The 18,325-nt window shown below is 67.3% G+C and carries 15 protein-coding genes; 7 read left to right on the plus strand and 8 right to left on the minus strand.

Translation table 11 applies throughout. The features are described from left to right. Positions 1-55 precede the first annotated feature (55 nt). From HN018_RS17925 to HN018_RS17940, 4 genes are read right to left on the minus strand one after another with little or no spacing between them, the layout of a single operon-like run. A complete protein-coding gene (locus HN018_RS17925; RefSeq protein WP_171835280.1) occupies positions 56-1,060 on the minus strand; it encodes an ABC transporter permease in 1,005 nt (334 codons plus the stop codon). Then, positions 1,057-2,529: an FGGY-family carbohydrate kinase gene (locus tag HN018_RS17930; RefSeq protein WP_204259569.1), complete on the minus strand. Its 1,473-nt coding sequence runs from the start codon at positions 2,527-2,529 to the stop codon at positions 1,057-1,059. Before HN018_RS17930 ends, HN018_RS17925 begins: the two co-directional genes overlap by 4 nt. Before the next feature lie 2 nt (positions 2,530-2,531). Continuing rightward, on the minus strand, positions 2,532-3,491 hold the full coding sequence (locus tag HN018_RS17935) for a transketolase family protein (RefSeq protein WP_204259570.1): 960 nt from the start codon (positions 3,489-3,491) through the stop codon (positions 2,532-2,534). Beyond that, positions 3,488-4,342 carry a transketolase gene (locus HN018_RS17940; protein WP_171835281.1) on the minus strand — a complete coding sequence of 285 codons (855 nt, stop codon included), beginning with the start codon at positions 4,340-4,342 and terminating at the stop codon, positions 3,488-3,490. The genes HN018_RS17935 and HN018_RS17940 overlap by 4 nt, the downstream gene beginning before the upstream one ends. 409 nt (positions 4,343-4,751) lie before the next feature. On the opposite strand from HN018_RS17940, the gene HN018_RS17945 reads away from it, so the two are divergent. The 3 genes from HN018_RS17945 to HN018_RS17955 are packed head-to-tail and all read left to right on the plus strand — an operon-like array spanning position 4,752 to position 8,506. Continuing rightward, on the plus strand, positions 4,752-7,604 hold the full coding sequence (locus HN018_RS17945; RefSeq protein ID WP_172443490.1) for a response regulator: 2,853 nt from the start codon (positions 4,752-4,754) through the stop codon (positions 7,602-7,604). Positions 7,605-7,648: 44 nt separating this feature from the next. Next, a complete protein-coding gene (locus HN018_RS17950; protein WP_171835283.1) occupies positions 7,649-8,134 on the plus strand; it encodes a DUF2721 domain-containing protein in 486 nt (161 codons plus the stop codon). Between the two features lie 57 nt (positions 8,135-8,191). Then, complete coding sequence (locus HN018_RS17955; protein WP_171835284.1) at positions 8,192-8,506, plus strand: hypothetical protein; 315 nt, start codon at positions 8,192-8,194, stop codon at positions 8,504-8,506. Between the two features lie 11 nt (positions 8,507-8,517). Here the strand turns inward: HN018_RS17955 and HN018_RS17960 are convergent, their stop codons facing one another. Together HN018_RS17960 and HN018_RS17965 are read right to left on the minus strand one after the other, a co-directional pair. Next, positions 8,518-11,157, minus strand: a complete 2,640-nt coding sequence (locus tag HN018_RS17960; RefSeq protein WP_171835285.1) for an ABC transporter permease — start codon at positions 11,155-11,157, stop codon at positions 8,518-8,520. Then, positions 11,154-11,969 carry an ABC transporter ATP-binding protein gene (locus tag HN018_RS17965; RefSeq protein ID WP_171835286.1) on the minus strand — a complete coding sequence of 272 codons (816 nt, stop codon included), beginning with the start codon at positions 11,967-11,969 and terminating at the stop codon, positions 11,154-11,156. The genes HN018_RS17960 and HN018_RS17965 overlap by 4 nt, the downstream gene beginning before the upstream one ends. Between HN018_RS17965 and HN018_RS17970 the strand changes: the two genes are divergently transcribed. Continuing rightward, positions 11,968-12,711, plus strand: coding sequence for an arylesterase (locus HN018_RS17970; RefSeq protein WP_239478801.1), 744 nt, complete (start codon positions 11,968-11,970; stop codon positions 12,709-12,711). The two genes, HN018_RS17965 and HN018_RS17970, sit on opposite strands and share 2 nt — an antisense overlap. A gap of 247 nt (positions 12,712-12,958) precedes the next feature. Here HN018_RS17970 and HN018_RS17975 read toward each other — a convergent pair whose 3' ends face one another. Both HN018_RS17975 and HN018_RS17980 read right to left on the minus strand, forming a co-directional pair. Then, positions 12,959-14,443 (minus strand): carbohydrate porin, encoded by a 1,485-nt coding sequence (locus HN018_RS17975; protein WP_171835287.1) that lies wholly within the window; start codon positions 14,441-14,443, stop codon positions 12,959-12,961. A 330-nt stretch (positions 14,444-14,773) separates the two neighbouring features. Next, positions 14,774-15,469 carry a TenA family protein gene (locus tag HN018_RS17980; protein WP_171835288.1) on the minus strand — a complete coding sequence of 232 codons (696 nt, stop codon included), beginning with the start codon at positions 15,467-15,469 and terminating at the stop codon, positions 14,774-14,776. Between the two features lie 109 nt (positions 15,470-15,578). Between HN018_RS17980 and HN018_RS17985 the strand changes: the two genes are divergently transcribed. The 3 genes from HN018_RS17985 (at position 15,579) to HN018_RS17995 (ending at position 18,305) form a co-directional block, all read left to right on the plus strand. Continuing rightward, complete coding sequence (locus HN018_RS17985; protein WP_456307001.1) at positions 15,579-16,346, plus strand: ABC transporter ATP-binding protein; 768 nt, start codon at positions 15,579-15,581, stop codon at positions 16,344-16,346. Further along, a complete protein-coding gene (locus HN018_RS17990) occupies positions 16,343-17,110 on the plus strand; it encodes an ABC transporter permease (RefSeq protein WP_171835290.1) in 768 nt (255 codons plus the stop codon). The genes HN018_RS17985 and HN018_RS17990 overlap by 4 nt, the downstream gene beginning before the upstream one ends. A 97-nt stretch (positions 17,111-17,207) precedes the next feature. Next, the gene (locus HN018_RS17995; protein WP_171835291.1) at positions 17,208-18,305 is read left to right on the plus strand and encodes a methyl-accepting chemotaxis protein; all 1,098 of its coding nucleotides are present in this window, start codon (positions 17,208-17,210) and stop codon (positions 18,303-18,305) included. Positions 18,306-18,325 lie beyond the last annotated feature (20 nt).

Genomic DNA, 18,325 nt, shown 5'->3' on the forward strand with positions numbered 1-18,325 from the left:
CTATTTCCCCGGTTGATGCGGAGGCGTTCGTCGCCCCCTGCATGTGGTTCAGGTGTCAGGCGCGCCGGCGCAGCGTGTCGAAGGTGACGGCTACTGCGATGACGATGCCGATGACGACCTGCTGGATGAAGGGCGAGATGCCGACGAGGTTGAGCCCGTTATGCAGCACGCCGATGATGAAGACGCCGACCACGGTTCCAGCGATCGAGCCGATGCCGCCGGACAGGCTGGCACCGCCGATCACCACCGCGGCGATCGCGTCGAGTTCGTAGCCGAGCCCCGCCGATGGCTGCGAGCTGTCGAGCCGGGCCGCCATCACCGCAGCCGCGACGCCGGCGAGCAATCCAGAGGTGACATAGACGGCGACCGTCAGCTTGCGCACCGGGATACCAGCGAGACGCGCCACCTCCGCACTGCCGCCGATCGCATAAAGGCTGCGGCCGGTGGCGCGATATCGCAGGAATACCCACGCCGCGAGTGCCAGCGCCACGAACACGCCGGCGGTGGCGGAGAGCACGCCGAGATGGCGGATGGTGGCGAGGCCGGTGAACCAGTCCGGATAGCCGACCACCTGCTGGCCGTCGGTGGTGATGTTGGCGAGCCCGCGCGCCACCGACATCATGGTCAGCGTGGCGATGAAGGCCGGCAACCGGGCGCGGGTCACCAGCAGGCCGTTGACCAGGCCGCAGATACCGCCAGTGACGATGCACAGCAGCAGGGCTAGCGGGAACGGCACGCCGTAATCCTGCGGCAGCCAGCCGAGCACCATGATCGACAGTGCCAGGATCGAGCCGACCGACAGGTCGATGCCGCCGATGATGATGACGCCGGTCATACCAAGTGCCAGAATACCAAGTGTGGTGACCTGATCGACAACGTTAAGGGCGTTGCGCAGGGTCAGGAATACGCTGGTCGTGCAGGCGAACACGATGCACAGCAGCACCAGCCCGATCAGCGGGCCCTGGGCGCCGCTGGTCAGGAAGGCGACCAGTCGCTTCGTGCCGCTCGCCGTACCACCGGTCAGCTTGGGCGAGGCAACCACGGTTTGTTGCTGGCTCATTGTGCGTTCTCCCTGATCCGCCGGCTTGAGGCGCGTGCGATCGCATCACGCCAGTGCCGGCTGTCCGATGGCAGGTTGGTCGCGACCGCGCTGAAGCGGTCGCGTGGTCGTGGCAGTGCGTCCAAGGCGGCGCGATCCCAGAGTCCCGCCGACAGGCCGGCGAGATGGGCAACGCCGAGTGCAGACAGCTCCGGCTCGACTGCCCGCAGCAGGGTGCAGCCGAGCCGGTCGGCCTGCATCTGCATCAGCCCGTCGGTGCGGGTAGGGCCGCCATCGACGAACAACTCGGTGACGGTGCCGACGCTGTGCCTGATGGCTTCGACCACGTCCGCCACCTGCTGCACCACGCTCTCCACGGCCGCGCGGGCGATGGCCTCGCGCGTGGTGCCGAGCGTCAGGTTGGTCAGCAGGCCGACCGCGTCCCGGTCCCACCATGGCGCGCCGAGACCACCGAAGCCCGGCACCAGGACGACGCCATCGCTGCGCGCGGCGAGGCCCATCGAGACCAGGACGGGCACGTCGATGCCCAGGATTCCGGCCATCCAGCGCAGGGCGGAACCAGCGGAGCGGATGTTGCCCTCGGCTGCATAGGCGGGGCGATCGGTCATCCAGCCGATGGTCAGGCACAGCCCGGCCTGGAGGTCGTCGGGTTCGGCGATCAGTCCCATGACCGACGAGCCGGTGCCGTAGGTTGCCTTGACCTGTCCGGGGGAGAACGCGCCGTGGCCGAACAGGGCGGCATGGCTGTCTCCCATCACGGCATGGATCGGGGTGCCGTCGGACAGCGGCGGCAGACCCCCCACCGACGGGAACGGTCCGGTGGATGCAACGACACGCGGCAGGCAGATGCGCGGGATGCCGAACAGCGACAGGAGGTCGTCGTCCCAGTCCACCGCTCGAACGTCGAGAAGCTGCGTACGCGATGCGTTGCCGGCCTCGATCAGATGATCGCCGGAAAATCGGCTCAGCAACCATGAATCGATCGTGCCGAGGCACAGCATCCCGTCGCGCGATCGCACGCGGTCGGGATCGTAATGGTCGAGCAGCCAGCGCGCCTTGACCGCCGAAAACATCGGGTCGAGCGGCAGGCCGGACCGCGTGCGCACCAGATGCTCGGTATCGTCGCTGCGAAGTGCGTCACAGATCGCCGCACCGCGCTGGTCCTGCCAGGAAATCACCGGCGAAATCGGTCGTCCGGTTGCCCGATCCCACAATAACAGAGACTCGCGCTGGGTGGCGAAACCGACGGCGATCACTGCGGACGGCTCGTGTCCGGCAAGGCACGCGGCGACGGCGGTCTGGACGCTCTGCCAGATGGCGTCTGCATCCTGCTCGACCCAGCCAGGCTGCGGGTGGGTTTCGCCGACCGGTGCCGTGCCGCGGGAGATGAAGCGTCCGCCTGCGTCGATCAGCGCGCATTTCGTGGCGCTGGTGCCCTGGTCGATCGCGAGGATGAGCGGGGCACCCATGATCAGGCCATCAGCTCCGTGGCTGCCGTGACGATGCCGTCGGCGTTCAACCCGAAATGGTCGAGCAGGAAGGATGCCGATCCGGTCGGGGCGAAGTGCGGCACGCCGAGGATGCGCATGCGCACCGGATGGTGGCGCACGACGGTTTCCGCCACTGCCGAGCCAAGCCCGCCGGTGATGATCGCCTCTTCCGCGGTGACGATGCCACGGGTCTCGCGCGCTGCCGCCAGCACCGCGGCTTCGTCCAGCGGTGCGATCGTCATCATGTTGAGCACGCGAGCCGAGATGCCGCGCGAGGCCAGGATGTCGGCGGCTTCCAGCGCGCATGATACCAGCACGCCGGTGGCGATCACCGTGACGTCGTTGCCTTCGCGCAGGGTAAGCGCGCGACCGGGCTCGAACACCGTGTCCTCGGGCGTTACCGCGGGCACCTTGAAGCGGCCGACGCGCATGTAGATCGGCCGGTTTGCCTGCGCGGCCCAGCGTGCGGCGTCCCGGGTCTGTTTCGGGTCGGCCGGGTTCAGGATGGTGATGTCGGTCAGCGCCCGCATCCAGGCGAAATCCTCGATCGAGTGGTGGGTGGGTCCGAGTTCGCCGTAGGACATGCCCGGGCTCTGGCCGCACAGCACGACGTGGTAATGATTGTAGGCGATGTCCGCCTTGATCTGCTCCAGTGCACGTCCGGTCAGGAACGGACCTGCGCAGCACACGAACGGAACGAAGCCGCCATTGGCCAGGCCGGCGGATACGCCGACCATGTTCTGCTCGGCGATCCCGACATTGATCAGGCGCTCGGGAAATTCTTTCTGGAACGCGTTCATGTTGGACGAACCGACGGAGTCGTTGCAGACCACGACGATACGTGGATCGACACGAGCCAGTTCGGCCAGCGTTTCGGCAAAGGCCACGCGGCAATCGAACGTCTCGATGCCGGAGGTGACGGGGGCGCTCATGTCGTTCATTGCGCGCGGAGCTCCTCGATGGCCTGGAGGACCTGTTCGGGCGACGGCACCTTGTGATGCCATTCGACCCGGTCCTCGATGAACGACACGCCCTTGCCCTTGCGGGTGTTGGCGATCAGGAACCGCGGCTTGTCGATGCGGGGCGCCTCGAACGCGGCCAGCAGGGCGGCATGATCGTGCCCGTCGACCTCGTGCACCTCCCAGCCGAACGCGCGCCACTTGTCGCCGAGCGGCTCCAGGCTGTTGGTATCCTCGGTGCGTGCACCCTGCTGCAGCCGGTTGCGATCGACGATCGCGGTCAGGTTGGACAGCTTGCGATGGCCGGCGAACATCGCCGCTTCCCAGTTGGACCCTTCCTGCAACTCGCCGTCGCCCAGCACGACGAAGGTGCGGTAATCCGACTTCGAGATCGTCGCGGCGATGGCCGCACCCACGCCGATCGGCAGGCCGTGCCCGAGCGGACCGGTATTGGCCTCCACCCCCTTCACCTTGCGGCGGTTGGGATGGCCGTTCAGCACCGAGAGCGGCGCCATGAAGGTCGAGAGCAGGTCCGGGCTGAAATAGCCGGCGGTGGCAAGCACGGAATAGAGCGCCGCCGAGCAGTGACCTTTCGACAGGATGAACCGGTCGCGTTCGGCCCACTCCGGATCGGCCGGACGGGTGCGCATGATGTCGAAGAACAGCGTGACCAGGATGTCGGTCACCGAGAAGTCGCCGCCGATATGCCCCATGCGGGGCCCGGCGATCGTGTTGACGATCGAGACGCGGATGTCGGCGGCGATCTCCTTCAGTCGGGCTGCGCGCGCCTCGAGGGAAGAGGTATCGCCTGGCTGGGCGAGTGCCGTGCTCATGACCGGTCGTCCTTCATTCTGGCACCGCCAACTCTAGAGAATTGAATAATTATTCATGCTCTGTGTTCCATTCATAGTTGAGCCTTCAATCGGGGAAGTCAAGCATGGACTGCCCCGGGCGAATGACTTGAGGGAAGCGCCAGGTGCCGGGCAGCGTCATGCTGCTCGCACCACTCCCCATCCCGGCATGGTTCCAGTGTAGCTCTGGAGACATTCTTGCTGCCTGAGTGCAGCACCCTCTGCGGTAGATTCCGATCAGGCAATGATCCAGGAATGATTTGTCATCTTCGTTCCGGACCAGCCGCCGGTGTGACGCGCCAAAACCCATGCTGGAACCCGGAAAAAGAGACTCGCTGACAGCGTCGTAGATTTTCGAAATGTGACGTTGCGGTAACGTGCCGATTGTTTTGTGGTCGACCGGCCCGGGATAAAGATTGTAACCTCTGGTTGTCGGGCACCCGTTCGACTAGGTTGTAGAATGTGCACCGAGGGCGGTTCGCGGTGGAGATCCAAGATTTCAATGTCTTCGGCACGAATTGTCGGCTCGGACCAACATTTCTCGGCACTTAACGACCTGGATTGCACCCGGGAGCCGATCCATCAGCCTGGGTCGATCCAGCCGCACGGCGCACTTCTGGCGATCAGTCCCTCGGCCGACCTGACGATCGTCGCCGGCAGCCGTAACATCGGCAGGATTCTCGAATGCGATCTTGCCCTATCGGGCATCATCGGGCTCGCAATCGGCGATATCCTTGGGCTGGATTTTGCCCGATCCGTGCAGATTCGGCTTCGAAACGGCGAGCTCCGGGCGGAAGCGCCCTGGCAGTCGATGCTCGAGTTGATGTCGAATGGCCGGCCGGTGCTGCTCGATGCCTCGGTACATCTCCATAACGAGCTGATCCTGGTGGAACTGCAGCACGCAGGCATGCAGGGTCTGGATGCAGCGGGTCTTCTCCGGAAACTCCAGAATATACTCGCCGGTCTTCGGGACGCGGAAAACAGCCTGGAAGAACTGGCCGGCGTCGCGGCGCAGGCCATCCGCCACCTGGTCGGCTACGAGCGGGTGCTGATCTATCGTTTCGATGCCGACTGGAACGGCGTGGCGATCGCAGAGGACAAGGAAGCGGACTGGGATTTTTCCCTCGTCGGCATACGCTTCCCGGCCTCGGATATCCCGGCGCAGGCGCGCAGACTATACGAGCGCAGCCCGATGCGATGCGTCGTCGATCGGGATGCGACACCGGTTCCGCTCGACCGGATGCCGGACCTCCTTGACGACCCGCTTTCGCAGGGGCCGATCGACCTGTCGTTCGCGCAGCTGCGCAGCCTGTCTCCGGTGCATCTGCAGATCCATCGGGAACTCGGCATCAACGGCACCATGTCCCTGTCGATCATGCGCGACCAGAAGCTCTGGGGACTGGTGGTGTGCCATCATCGTCTGCCGCATCATCCATCGGCCTCCCAGAAATCGGCTGCGTCGCTGATTACCAATGCCTTCGCGCTCGGGATCAGCGCCACCGAACGCAACCATGTCGAGCAGGCGCGGCGGGAGGATCTGGACCGGCTGTCCACCCTGCTGGCCTACATGGCCGAAGCGGACTCAGTGACCTCGGCGCTGACCACCGGCACCACCACGATCGGCAACCTGCTCAGTTCGTCCGGTGCGGCCGTGCTCTACGACGGCGAGGTGGCGCTGGTCGGACGCACGCCTTCGGAGGCGGAGGTGCGCGAGCTGGCGGAGTGGCTGCGAGTCCACCGGGGCAACACGACGCTGTTCCACACCAACAGGCTTTCGGTCGAGCTCCCCTCATGGGACAGGCTCACCTCGGTCGCAAGCGGCGTGATGGCGGTGTTCCTGTCCAGCGACCAGCGCGACATGCTGCTGTGGTTCCGGCCGGATGAGCCCGAACTCATAAGCTGGGGCAGCGGCGCGCATCTCAGCCCGGAGAGCAAGGCATCACGACCGGCGCCGATGTCTTTCACACGCTGGAGCGAGGTGCAGCGAGGCGTGGCGGTTCCCTGGACCAACTGGGAATCCGAGATCGCGGAAACACTTCGCCACGGCATCACCGAGGTCATCGTCCGCGCCCTGCACCGGATTCGCGACCTGAACGAGAAGCTGCGCCAGGCGCAGAAGATGGAAGCCGTGGGGCAACTCACCGGCGGCATCGCGCACGACTTCAACAACCTGCTGGCCGGGATCATCGGCAGCCTGGAGCTGCTGCAGATCCGCGTGGGACAGGGCCGCATCGGCGAGATCGACCGCTATATCGCCATGGCGATGACCTCGGCCAATCGTGCCGCCTCGCTGACCCATCGGCTGCTGTCCTTCTCGCGCCGGCAGACGCTCGACTCCAAGCCGGTGGACGTGAACCAGCTCACCACCTCGATGGAAGACCTGATCCGGCGCACGGTCGGCCCGGCGATCAAGGTCGAGACGGTCATCGCGGTCAGCCTGTGGAAGGCGCTGTGCGACGCCAATCAGCTCGAAAGCGCCCTGCTCAACCTGGCGATCAACGCGCGCGATGCGATGCCGGACGGTGGACGGCTGAGCATCGAGGCGGCCAATGCCCGCGTCGACGACGATTACGGGCAGCGCCATCCCGAGATCCTGGCAGGACAATACGTGGTGGTCTCGATCACCGATACCGGGACCGGGATGACCCCGGAGGTGGTTGGCCGGGTGTTCGAGCCGTTCTTCACGACCAAACCGCTCGGCCAGGGCACCGGCCTCGGGCTCTCCATGGTCTACGGCTTCGCCAAGCAGTCGAACGGCTATACCCGCATCGAGAGCGAGCCGGGCCGCGGCACCAGCGTGCACATCTATCTGCCGCGGGCACCCGGCATCGTCGAGCTGGAGCCCAGCGTCACCCTGTCGCTGTCGGACTCTGCGGTCAGTTCGGGCGAAACCGTGCTGGTGGTCGATGACGAACCGGTCATGCGCATGCTGATCGGCGACATGCTGCGCGATCTTGGTTTCGTCGTGCTCGAGGCGGCGGATGGGGCGGAGGGGTTGCGTGTGCTGCAGGCTACGCAGGGCGTCGACCTGCTGATCAGCGATGTCGGCCTGCCCGGAGGCATGAACGGCCGGCAACTGGCGGACGCGGCGCGGGTCCAGCGGCCCCAGTTGAAGGTGCTGTTCATCACCGGTTATGCCGGGAGCATGCTGGTCGGCGACGGTGTGCTCGAGCCGGCGATGCATGTCATCACCAAGCCGTTCGCACTCGACGTTCTGGCCGCCAAGATCCGGGAGATGATCTGAACGGCCGGATGGGTGTAAGAGGCGCGAAACAAGTCTGAGTCCCGATGCCATTCCACGTGTCCAGCCCGCCATCCGGCGACGCGGTCGAGCTTGTCGCCCACCTCATCCAGATGGCCCTGACGCCGGTCTTCCTGTTGTCCGCGATCGGGACGTTGCTCGGTCTGTTCAACACGCGCCTGGCTCGCGTGTCGGACCACATGGAGCACATCACCGAACTTCTGGATGCCGACACCAGCGGAAGCGACAAAGCCCGCCTGACGTCCCAGCTTTCCCGGTTGAAGTCCCGGACCCTCATGCTGGACGCCTCGATCGCGCTCGGTGCGATCGGTGGCGCATCGACCTGCGGTGCCGCGTTCGCCCTATTCCTGGGCGGGGTGCGAAACACCCAGGTCGCAGGCTGGCTGTTCACGCTGTTCGGCGTCGCCCTCGGCTGCGCGGTCTTTTCGCTGATCGCCTTCCTGGGCGACAGCCTGCTGGCGTGGCATGGGCTGCATCGTGACGGAGCGATGCCGAGGCCGCCAAAAGCTTAGCAACCCGACCATTCCGACACTGTTCTTGTGCATGACACCCAGGAACAGGAGGACGCCGTGGCGGATATCCAGGAGCCCGACACTTATGGCGAGGGCAAGCACGGGCAGGCCCGCCAGCTTGCGGACGCCGCGCTGAAAGCTCAGCGCGAAGGCCGTCTCGACGATGCCGACCGGCTATTCGCGGAAGCGACGCGGACCGATCCGCAGGCAGTCGAGGATGCGCTGATGCAGAGCGACGAGGGTGCGAAATACGATGCGGCCGAGATCGGCACCGATGCGGAAGTGGCGAGCATCAGCCGGACCATCGAACCCGGCTCCGACGCACCGTCACGCGCCGGGATCACCGGAACCGGCAGCGGCGCCGACGGCTAGGGAGACCGTCTTCAGTCCTGGCGCAATAGGATTGCCGGACTGGCTGCAAGCCCGCGACGGGTTGCGAGGTAGCCGGCCACGAGCATCAGCACGATCGCCAGGGCCATCACGGCGGCGACGGTGCCGGGAAGAAACGCCCACGGCGCCTTGAGCACGAGGTGCATCAGAAGCCAGCTCAGGCCCGCACCGACCCCGACCGCGCAGAGGCCGGCGATCGCGCCGAGGATGGCGAACTCGATCAGCCAGGCGGCACGAAGCTGGGCGCTCGTCGCCCCCAGAACGCGCAGCACGGCGGCCTCGGCAACCCGCTGACGCTGCGCGGCTGCGAGTGTCGCAGCCAGAACCAGCCCGCCCGACACCAGGGCCACGGCGCCGATCGCAGCCAGCGCCAAGGCGAGTTTGCGCACAAGGCCGCCGAGCTGCGTCAGGATGTCGGCGACGCGGATACCGGTCACGTTGGGCAGCGCGTCGGTCACGGCGGTCAGGATCGCGGCGTCGTCGGCCGGACGCCCGGTCGAGGCGACCGTGGCGACGACCGTATGCGGTGCGGCGGAGAGCAGGCCCGGTGACGCCATGAAGGCGAAGTTGAGCTGGAGCGAGCGCCAGGCGATTTCGCGCAGGCTCGCCACCTTCAGGTCGATGTCGCGACCGAGCACGTTCAGCCGGACGATCGAGCCGACATGCACGCCCCAGCCCTTGGCGAGGCCGGCATCGAACGACAGCAGCGGCGGCCCGGCATAGTCGGGTGCCCACCACTGCCCGGCGACGACATGGGTGTCGGGCGGTGCGGCGCCGGCGATGGTCAGGCCATGGTCGCCGCGCAAGGCCCAGCGCGTACCGGCTGTGGCCTGGACATCCTCGGCCGGCACGCCGTCCACCGCCACCACGCGGGTACGCAGGCTCGGCAGTTCGCGGACGTCGCCGACCGTCGGCATGGCGTGGAGCAGCGCGTCGAACCGAGAGACCTCGTCCGGCTGCAGGTCGATGAAATAGAAAGACGGCGCGTGTTTCGGGAGCTGGTCCAGCACCGCGGCCCTGAGGTCGCCCTCGGCCAGCGCGACGGTCGCCAGCACGGTCAGGCCGGCACCCAGCGCCAGCAGCAGTCGTGCAGCCGGTGCGGCCGGACGACTCAGTGCCGCCAGGCCCAGCCTCGCCCCGACACGCGCCACACCCGGACGCGGAGCGGGCCTCGGGATCGCCCGGGCGAGCCTGGTCAGGGCCCAGCCGGCCAGCCTGAACCCGACCAGGACGATCGCCGACACGACGCAGAAGCCGAGCGCGAGCCGCCTGTCGGGCGAAGTCAGCACGGCGAGCAGGACCAGCAGCGCCGACAGCCCGACCAGCCCGGCGACGGTCCGTGGCCGTCGTCCGATCCGGTCCGTCGATCCGCCGGCGGGACCGCGGAACAGCACCGCGGGCGGGACCGAGATCGCGCGCGACAGCGGGGCCAGGGTGAACAGGGAGGCGACGACGATGCCGAAGATCGAGGCCAGCCCGACAGGTGCCCATTGCAGCCCGCCCTGCGGCGCCACCGGCAGCAGGCTGGACAGCAGCTGCACCGCAATCGGTGGCAGCACGAGCCCGACGATAGCGCCGAGCACGATACCGGCGGCGCAGAGTCCGCCGACCTGGAGGCCGAACACCGTGACCGCCAGCACCGGCGGGCTCCCAAGCGAGCGCAGCACGGCGATGGTCTCGGTGCGGGACTCAAGCCAGCTCGAAACGCCGGCGGCAACGCCCATTCCGCCCAGCAGCAGCGCGGCCAGGGCGATCAGCGTCATGAACAAGGCGACCTGATCGACGACACGGGTCAAAGCCGGCGCGGCATCGTCGATGTCGCGGATGTGCCAGGCCTGGCCGGGGAAGCGGGTCCCGACCTCCTGTGCCAGAACACGCGATCGGGCCAGGCGGGCCGCCGCGGTCTCGGCCCGGTCCAGGTCCGGAAGCACGACGCGCAGCGATGTCGTCAGCAGCGCGCCGGGCCGCTGGAGGCCGGCCGCCGCCAGGGCGGACCGGGCGATCAGGATGGACGGCGCCAGTGCCGCCTGGCCGCCGGCGTCGGGCAGCCGGTCCAAAGCCGGGCCAAGGCGGAAGAACGTGTCGCCGAGGCGGAGCCGGGTACCGGGGCTGGCGCCGAGGCGGTCGATGATCAGCGGGTCCGCCAGCAGGCCCGGCTCGCCGCCGGCTCCCGCCAACGCGCCTGCCAGTGGGCCGGTGCCGCCAAGGGCCACCTGCCCCACCAGCGGATAGGCTGCGTCGACCGCATTCAGCTCGACCAGCATGCGACGCCCGGCGGGCCCGTAGAGCATGGAGCGCATGCGGACGACGTCGGACGTGCGCGCGCCCCGGGACTGCAGGAACGTAGCCAGCTCGGCCGGGAGAGGATCGCTGCTCTCGATCGCCAGGTCACCACCGAGAATGGCACGGCGCTGCTCGGCCACGCCGGACTGGATCGCATCGCGCAGGCCACCGATGGTGCCGATCGCAGCGACGCCCAGTGCCAGGCAGAGCAGGACGATGCCCATGCCGCGCAACACCCCGGTGCCGCCTCGCCAGTCGCGCAGCGCCAGGCGCAGCGCCAGGCGGACGGTGGCCGTCATCCCGCGCGGTGTCGCGTTCGCCATGGTCGCGAGCGGCCGGGTCTCGCTCACGCGGTTGCCTCTGCGGCGGCCCGGAGCTGTCCATCCGAGACGACGAGCTGGCGATCGCAGCGCGCCGCCAGGGCGGGATCGTGGGTGATCAGCAGGAGGGCGGTGCCCTGCTGGCGCTGCAGTTCGAACAGCAGCGCCTGCACGCTCTCGCCGGTGCGCACATCCAGGTTACCGGTCGGCTCGTCGGCCAGCAGCAGGGCCGGCCGTGGCGCGAAGGCGCGGGCCAGCGCTACCCGCTGCTGCTCACCGCCGGACAGCTGGCCAGGCAGATGTCCGAGGCGGTGGCCGAGGCCGACCTGGCGCAACGCGGCCTCGGCGGTTTCGAAGGCGCCCTCCCGGCCTGCGAGTTCCAGCGGCACCGCGACGTTCTCGAGGGCGGTCATGGTCGGGATCAAGTGGAAGGACTGGAACACGATGCCGATCCGCCGGCCGCGAAAGCGGGCCCGCTCGTCCTCGTTCAGGCTGGCGAGGTCGATTCCATCGACCAGCACATGGCCCCGCGTCGGACGCTCGAGCCCGGCGAGAAGCATGAGCAGGCTGGTCTTGCCGGAGCCGGACGGCCCGACGATCCCGACCGACTCTCCGGCCGCCACGGCCAGCGACATGCCGCGCACGATGTCCAGGGCATCGGGAGAACGCTCGCCAACTGTGGGAGCGGGCGCACGTTGCAGCCGCAACGCCCGGCGCCACCCCGCGTTGACGGCGACCGGACGGGACTGCACCGTCAGCCAGAGGTCGCGCGCCTCTACGAGAGCCGGGCGATCGTCCCGGGAAGGCGCCGATCGGTCACGTTGGGGCGTATGTCCATCCATGAAGGTTCCATATGGCCGCATGTCGCGCTGCACCAAGAGAGCGCGTCACCTGTGGCCGCTGATTGGCGCATCCGTGTTGGCGATCATGCTGTGGATACCGCATGGGCTCGCGGCCGGTTCCGGCACGTCGGCTGCTCCGGCGGGACAGGAAGCCGTGGCCCAGCCTGAACGCACGATCCGGATCCTCGCACTCGGCGACTCGCTGACCGCGGGCTATGGACTGCCGCACGACCAGGGCTTCGTGGCACGCCTGCAGGCGGCCCTCGACCAGGCGGGCGCGCATGCGACGCTGCTGGATGCCGGCGTGTCGGGCGACACCAGCGCCGGCGGGCTGGCCCGGCTGGACTGGGCTCTCGGCGATCACCCGGACGCGGCGATCGTCGAGCTCGGCGCCAACGATGGCCTGCGTGGGCTCGATCCGGGCCAGATGGAGCATAACCTTGGCGCGATCCTGGACCGGCTGGCAGCACTACATATCCCGGTCCTGTTCAGCGGGATGTTCGCGCCGCCCAATCTCGGGGCGCCGTACGGCCGGGCATTCCGCGAGGTGTTCGATCGGCTGTCACGCCGGCCCGGGCTGCTCTACGACCCGTTCTTTCTGCAGGACGTGGCCGGCAAGCATGGGCTGAACCAGGCGGACGGGATGCATCCGGCACCCGCCGGCGTGGCGATCATCGTGCACCGGATCACGCCGCTGGTCCTGAAGCTGGTGCAGACCGCACGGAACACGCCGACGCGGTAGGCGCCGCTCGAAGTTGCGTGTCCGGACGCCGTCGTCGACCCAGTCGCGCCGCCTGTACGCGCGCCGTTTCCGACGGCATGTAGAGGCCCGATCCGACCAGAACGCCGCTGCTGGCTGCCTTCCGCGGATTGGCGTTCCCGACTGCAAGAAATTGACGGTTCATGATGTCGTCGGTGAAAAGAGGATGCAGCCATCAACACTGGGCAGCTGGTAATCCGGCGCGCCTTTTCGCGCCGGGTCGGCGTTCTCAGAACAACTCGATATGGGTTTTGAAGCCAAGCAGAGCCGCATCATGCAGGTTCGTCTGCGCATTCGGACGGATGAAATACTGGAAATCGGGCGCGAAGGTGACGCCGCGCATCACGTGGATCTGGTAGGTCGCCTCGATATCCATGGTGTGGCTCTGGATGCCGGGCGTGCTGTCATTATAGAACTGCCCGCCATTGCCGGTAATGGGCAGGCCGAGTTCCTGCTGCAACTCCTCGGTCCGGGTCAGCGCATTCGATACCTGCAGGTAATTGAACGCGACCCCGACCAAGTCCTTCGGTCGCGCCTTCCAGAAGCCCTGGTCGAGCAGGGCGACTTCGTACTGGTCGTTGCGCGTCGAAGTGGACGGGTCGTTGTGGTAGAAGCCGCCCAGCACGATCAGGCCGTTGGTATTGCCCGGCCCGTTGCGCAGCAGCATCTGGTCGACCAGCACCCAGGCCGCCGTGGTGCCTTTACGCTGGCGCGGCGGCAGTCCGGTCTGACCGAGTGCACTGCCATTGACGTCGAAAAAGCCGTCCTTGTGGTTCTGGTTGTCATAGGCGAAACCGAGCTTGTAATGGCCCGGCAGCTTGTCTGGCCCGAACATCGGTTCGTAGCCGACTTCAACCGGAAATGCCTCACCGTTGATCTGTGCTGAGCTGAACCGGAAGCCCGAGCGGAAACCATTGGTGGCACTGTAGATGTTGGCCTCGGTAAAGAAGATACCCGTCTGGATATAGGTACTCTTGGTCGGACGCACCCGCACCCGGGTCGCCCAACCGCCATCCGGATAGGACGAATGAGCAGTGTTGTCCGACGATGCCTTGGGGTTACCGCAGAACGAGTTGTTCATGAAGTTGCAGTAGAGCGGCGACGCTGAGAAGTCGTTCAGGAACGGGATGCGGCCAGCGGTGATGTCGAAGCGCCCTCCGGCCAGCGTCTCCTCGCCGTATGCATAAACAAGATGCACCGCCACGTTGCCGCCAGCGCCATAGATCTCCTGGCTGGGGTTGAGATTGTCGCCGAAGATCCGGCTGGCCGGAATGCCGTAGCGGCCGACAACGACGCTATGCGTCGAGAAACCGGACAGCCCCGCCAGGCGCTGCCAATCGATATCGGTCTCGAACGCATACTGTCCGGCGTTGGTCGAGCCCTTGCGCGGACCGGAGACGATGCCGGAAAACTCGTTGGTGTCGTCGAGCAGGAGGTCGATGCCCGCCTTGCGCAGCTCACCGGTCCCGAACATGTCGCCGAACAGCGCTTCCGGAGCCGGCAACGGAGGTACCGCGGTGACGCTGGCCGGCAAGGCGACCCCAAGCGGCGTCGAGACGCGGGCACTCGGGTTGAGGGAGGTCTGCGCCCCTGCAGGAGCAGCCGCGAGCGCGATCAACAGGGCCAGACCGCTTGCTGCTGCTTCGATGGCTCTGGAGCCGCTTCTAACCGCAGCATCACGGCGGCACGCGGGCATCGTGCTGGTCTCGATCATAGTCTCTCTCCCAGGGCAGCGTTCCGGATCGTATACTGCCGCAGCTGGTGAACCCCCATGTTGTGACAGGTCGAAGCCGCGTCGTCCGCCGCTTTGGCCGGTCGCACGGAACACGGCACCTGGTTGTTGCAACATTGCCGCACTCGGGCCGCGGCGGTTCATCTGGCCGAAACGTGATGATGAAGAACCCAGTTCGAACCGAACTGAGCGGCCACGATGGCTGCAAAGCCCTGCGTTTATGCGCTCGGCGTCAGGGAGACGAGCGGCTCCGGCAATACGCTTCGGCAAGCCGACCGCTTCCGAGGCAGGCCCTGATCTCAAGAGCCCCGCCTAGCGGCTGCCGGCGTCCCAGAACGCGGTCTCCAGCCGAACGGCGGTCCGGAAATCGCGGAGCAGTAGCGGGAAGCGATCGGCGGCACCGCGGGTGGCGCCAAGCGACTCCAGCCGTGCAAGTCCATCACGAACCAGCCCGTGATAGGCCGCTCCGGAATAGGTCTGGATCCAGTCGTAATACGGGTTGCCATCGCGTCTGGTCGCGGGGTCGGCCGCGATGCGCGAGCCGATCTCGCCGTAGCCGACCAAGCAAGCGGACAGCACCACCATCAGGTCGAGCAGGTCTCCGGCCTGGGCGCGGTCCAGCAGGAAACCCGAATAGGCCAGCAGTTCGAGCGACTGCGGCTCGGCCTGAAGCGCCGCCTCGTCGAGGCCCCACTGGGCGCAATAGGATACGTGGATAGTAAGCTCGCCCAGCAGCAGGCCTGCGACGATACCGGACGCGGTGCGCATGCCCTCCAGCGTATCGCTTTTGTAAATCGCCAGTGCGTAGCAGCGCGCATACTGCAGAAGGTAGAGATAATCCTGCACCAGGTAGCGCCTGAAACGCTCCGGCTCGAGAGTGCCGTCGGCCAGGCCGCGCACGAACGGATGGTCGATATAGGCCTCCCATTCGGCGCCGGCTTCCCGGCGCAGCCGGCCGAACAGGCCCTGGGTGATGCTCGGCATCGCCGTCTCGGCACTCCAGACCATGCGTCTTTCCTCCTGCTCGCGACCGACGAGGGCCCGCGATGACCGGAGCAAAGTATGGAATTTGGTCTGGGCGCGCGACCCCCGCTATCCTGGCCGTATGCCTGCATCGGTGATTGCGCCTGAACATCGGACGGCGACAGCCGAGCCGAAACTGCCCGGACTACTGTTCGAGCGGCTGAGCCTGCATTACGGCGGGTGGGTCATTTTCAGCGATCTGGACCTAGTGATACGCGGCGGCGAGTTCGTGGTGCTGCTGGGCGCCAGCGGCGTCGGCAAGAGCAGCCTGCTGCGGATCGCCGCCGGCCTGGCCAGGCCGGAGACCGGTCGCGTCGTCGCTACCGACGGGCTCGGGCTGGCTGGCCGGATCGCCTACATGGCGCAACAGGACCTGCTGTATCCCTGGCTGACCGTGCTCCGGAACGTCATGCTCGGGTCGCACCTGCGCGGCGAGCCACGCGACCCGGACCGGGCGCTGCACCTGCTGGAACGGGTCGGGCTGGCGGACCGCGCCCGCGCGTTGCCGTCCGAACTGTCCGGCGGCATGCGCCAGCGCGCGGCGATCGCGCGCACCCTGTACGAGGATCGGCCGATCGTGCTGATGGATGAGCCGTTCTCCGCCCTGGACACGCTCACCCGCACCCGCGTGCAGGATCTCGCAGCCGAGCTGCTGGTCGGCCGCACCGTGCTGCTGATCACCCACGATCCGCTGGAGGCATGCAGGCTCGGCCACCATCTGGTGGTGCTGTCCGGCCAGCCGGCGACGCTCGGGGCGCCGATCTCGATCGACGGCCCGGTCCCGCGCGCGCTCGACGATCCCGAGTTGCTGCGCACGCAGGGTCGCCTGATGCGCGCACTGACCGAGGCGTCGGCAGGATGAGCCGGTTGGCGAACGCCGGCCGGCCGATGGTCACGCTGGCGGTGCTGGTCCTGGTCTGGTGGATCGTCAGCCGGGGTGCGGCGATCCCATCGTACCTGCTGCCCGACCCCGCATCCGTCGCCCGCGCTCTGTGGAGCCAGCGCACGCTGCTGATGTGGAGCACGTTCACCACCTTCAGCGAGACCGTCCTCGGGCTGCTGATCGGCACGCTGCTGGGAGCCTCGTGCGCGCTGGCGATCGTGTTCTCGCCTTTCCTGCAGCGCTGGCTGATGCCGGTGCTGCTGGTGAGCCAGGCGGTGCCGGTGTTCGCGCTGGCGCCGCTGCTGGTGCTGTGGTTCGGCTTCGGCATGAGCTCGAAGGTGGTGATGGCGGTGCTGGTGATCTTCTTCCCGATCACCGCGTCGCTGTCGGACGGTCTGCGACGGACCGACCAGGGCTGGATCGACCTGGCGCGCACGATGAATGCGCGCCCTCTCTCGATCCTGCGGCATGTGAGGTTTCCGGCCGCCCTGCCCGCGTTCGGCTCCGGGCTGCGCGTGGCGACCGCGATCGCGCCGATCGGGGCGGTGGTGGGCGAATGGGTGGGTGCGTCGTCCGGGCTCGGCTACGTCATGCTGAACGCGAACGCGCGCATCCAGACCGACGTCATGTTCGCAGCCCTTCTGGTTCTGGCGATGATGACCATCCTGTTGTGGACGGCGGTCGACAGGCTGCTGCGGCGGCTGTTGCATTGGGCGCCGGACACCACCGGCGGCGCCGGCTGACACGGCCGGATCCCGGATGCGGATGCACGAGCCGTTAAGGATTGCCCGCTAGAACCCTCCGGATCGCCGTCACCGACCGCGGCACTTGGATGTCATCATGCCAGAAGCCTCACCGTCCCGCGGCCAGGCGGCGAAATCGCCGTTGAGACCGATGGACAGTTCGCCGGAGCGGGTGCTTGCCCTTGCCGACGAGGCCGCCTCGATTGCAGCGGCGAAGGGACGGGCGATTACCGAGATCACCGTCCGGACACGCATCCTGGCCCTGAACGCTACCATCGAAGCGGCGCGGGCCGGGCCGGCCGGCAGGGGTTTCGCGGTCGTTGCCGACGCGGTCAGATCGGTTTCGAGCGAAGTCGGCCGGCTTGCCGCCGAGATGGAGACGGAGCTGGCCAATTCGCTCGGCGAGCTCAGGGAGGTGGGGGCCCGCATGATCGCGGAAACACGCGGCGAACGGCTCGTGGACCTCGCCTTCAACGCCGTCGAGATCATGGATCGCAACCTCTACGAACGGTCCTGCGACGTACGCTGGTGGGCGACGGACGCGGCGATGGTTGCGGTGGCGGGCAATCCCGGCGCCGAGGCTGCTTCCCATGCCCGGGAACGGCTCAAGGTGATCCTGTCGTCCTACACGGTCTATCTCGATCTCTGGATTTGCGGGCTCGATGGCCGGATCCTGGCGCATGGCAGGCCGGATCGCTTCCCCGGCGTCGCGGCGCTGGACGTGTCCCGGGAGAGCTGGTTCGGCAAGGCGATGAAAGCCGCGAGCGGCGAGACATTCGCGGTGGCGGATGTCACGGCCTGCACCGGCCTGAACGGCGCCCTGGTCGCGACCTATGCGGCGGCGATCCGGGAGGCAGGCTCGTCGCGTGGCCGGATCATCGGTGTGCTCGGCATCCATTTCGACTGGTCGCCCCAGGCCCAGGCGATCGTAAACGGGGCCCGCCTCGGCCCGCATGAGAAACGGCGCACGCGGGTCCTGTTGCTGGACGCCGGACATCGCGTCCTGGCTGCGAGCGACCGGACCGGAGTGCTGAGCGAGATCGTGGCGCTCGAGACGAAGGGCGCGGAGGCCGGGAGCTATCGAGGCAGCGACGGCGGCATGGTCGCCTTCCATCGCACGCCCGGCTACGAAACGTATCGCGGGCTTGGATGGTATGGGGTCATCCTGCAGCGGCCGTCCGGAGCCGCCTCTTGATTATTTGAGATGACCGGTCA

It is taken from the genome of Lichenicola cladoniae (assembly GCF_013201075.1).
In the GTDB taxonomy this organism is placed as follows: domain Bacteria; phylum Pseudomonadota; class Alphaproteobacteria; order Acetobacterales; family Acetobacteraceae; genus Lichenicola; species Lichenicola cladoniae.

What these genes read in the sequence shown, in the direction of transcription:
- HN018_RS17925 (WP_171835280.1), bottom strand. Translation starts at nt 1,060, where the DNA reads ATGAGCCAGCAACAAACCGTGGTTGCCTCGCCCAAGCTGACCGGTGGT.
- HN018_RS17930 (WP_204259569.1), bottom strand. Translation starts at nt 2,529, where the DNA reads ATGGGTGCCCCGCTCATCCTCGCGATCGACCAGGGCACCAGCGCCACG.
- HN018_RS17935 (WP_204259570.1), bottom strand. Translation starts at nt 3,491, where the DNA reads ATGAACGACATGAGCGCCCCCGTCACCTCCGGCATCGAGACGTTCGAT.
- HN018_RS17940 (WP_171835281.1), bottom strand. Translation starts at nt 4,342, where the DNA reads ATGAGCACGGCACTCGCCCAGCCAGGCGATACCTCTTCCCTCGAGGCG.
- HN018_RS17950 (WP_171835283.1), top strand. Translation starts at nt 7,649, where the DNA reads ATGCCATTCCACGTGTCCAGCCCGCCATCCGGCGACGCGGTCGAGCTT.
- HN018_RS17970 (WP_239478801.1), top strand. Translation starts at nt 11,968, where the DNA reads ATGAAGGTTCCATATGGCCGCATGTCGCGCTGCACCAAGAGAGCGCGT.
- HN018_RS17965 (WP_171835286.1), bottom strand. Translation starts at nt 11,969, where the DNA reads ATGGATGGACATACGCCCCAACGTGACCGATCGGCGCCTTCCCGGGAC.
- HN018_RS17975 (WP_171835287.1), bottom strand. Translation starts at nt 14,443, where the DNA reads ATGATCGAGACCAGCACGATGCCCGCGTGCCGCCGTGATGCTGCGGTT.
- HN018_RS17980 (WP_171835288.1), bottom strand. Translation starts at nt 15,469, where the DNA reads ATGGTCTGGAGTGCCGAGACGGCGATGCCGAGCATCACCCAGGGCCTG.
- HN018_RS17990 (WP_171835290.1), top strand. Translation starts at nt 16,343, where the DNA reads ATGAGCCGGTTGGCGAACGCCGGCCGGCCGATGGTCACGCTGGCGGTG.
- HN018_RS17995 (WP_171835291.1), top strand. Translation starts at nt 17,208, where the DNA reads ATGCCAGAAGCCTCACCGTCCCGCGGCCAGGCGGCGAAATCGCCGTTG.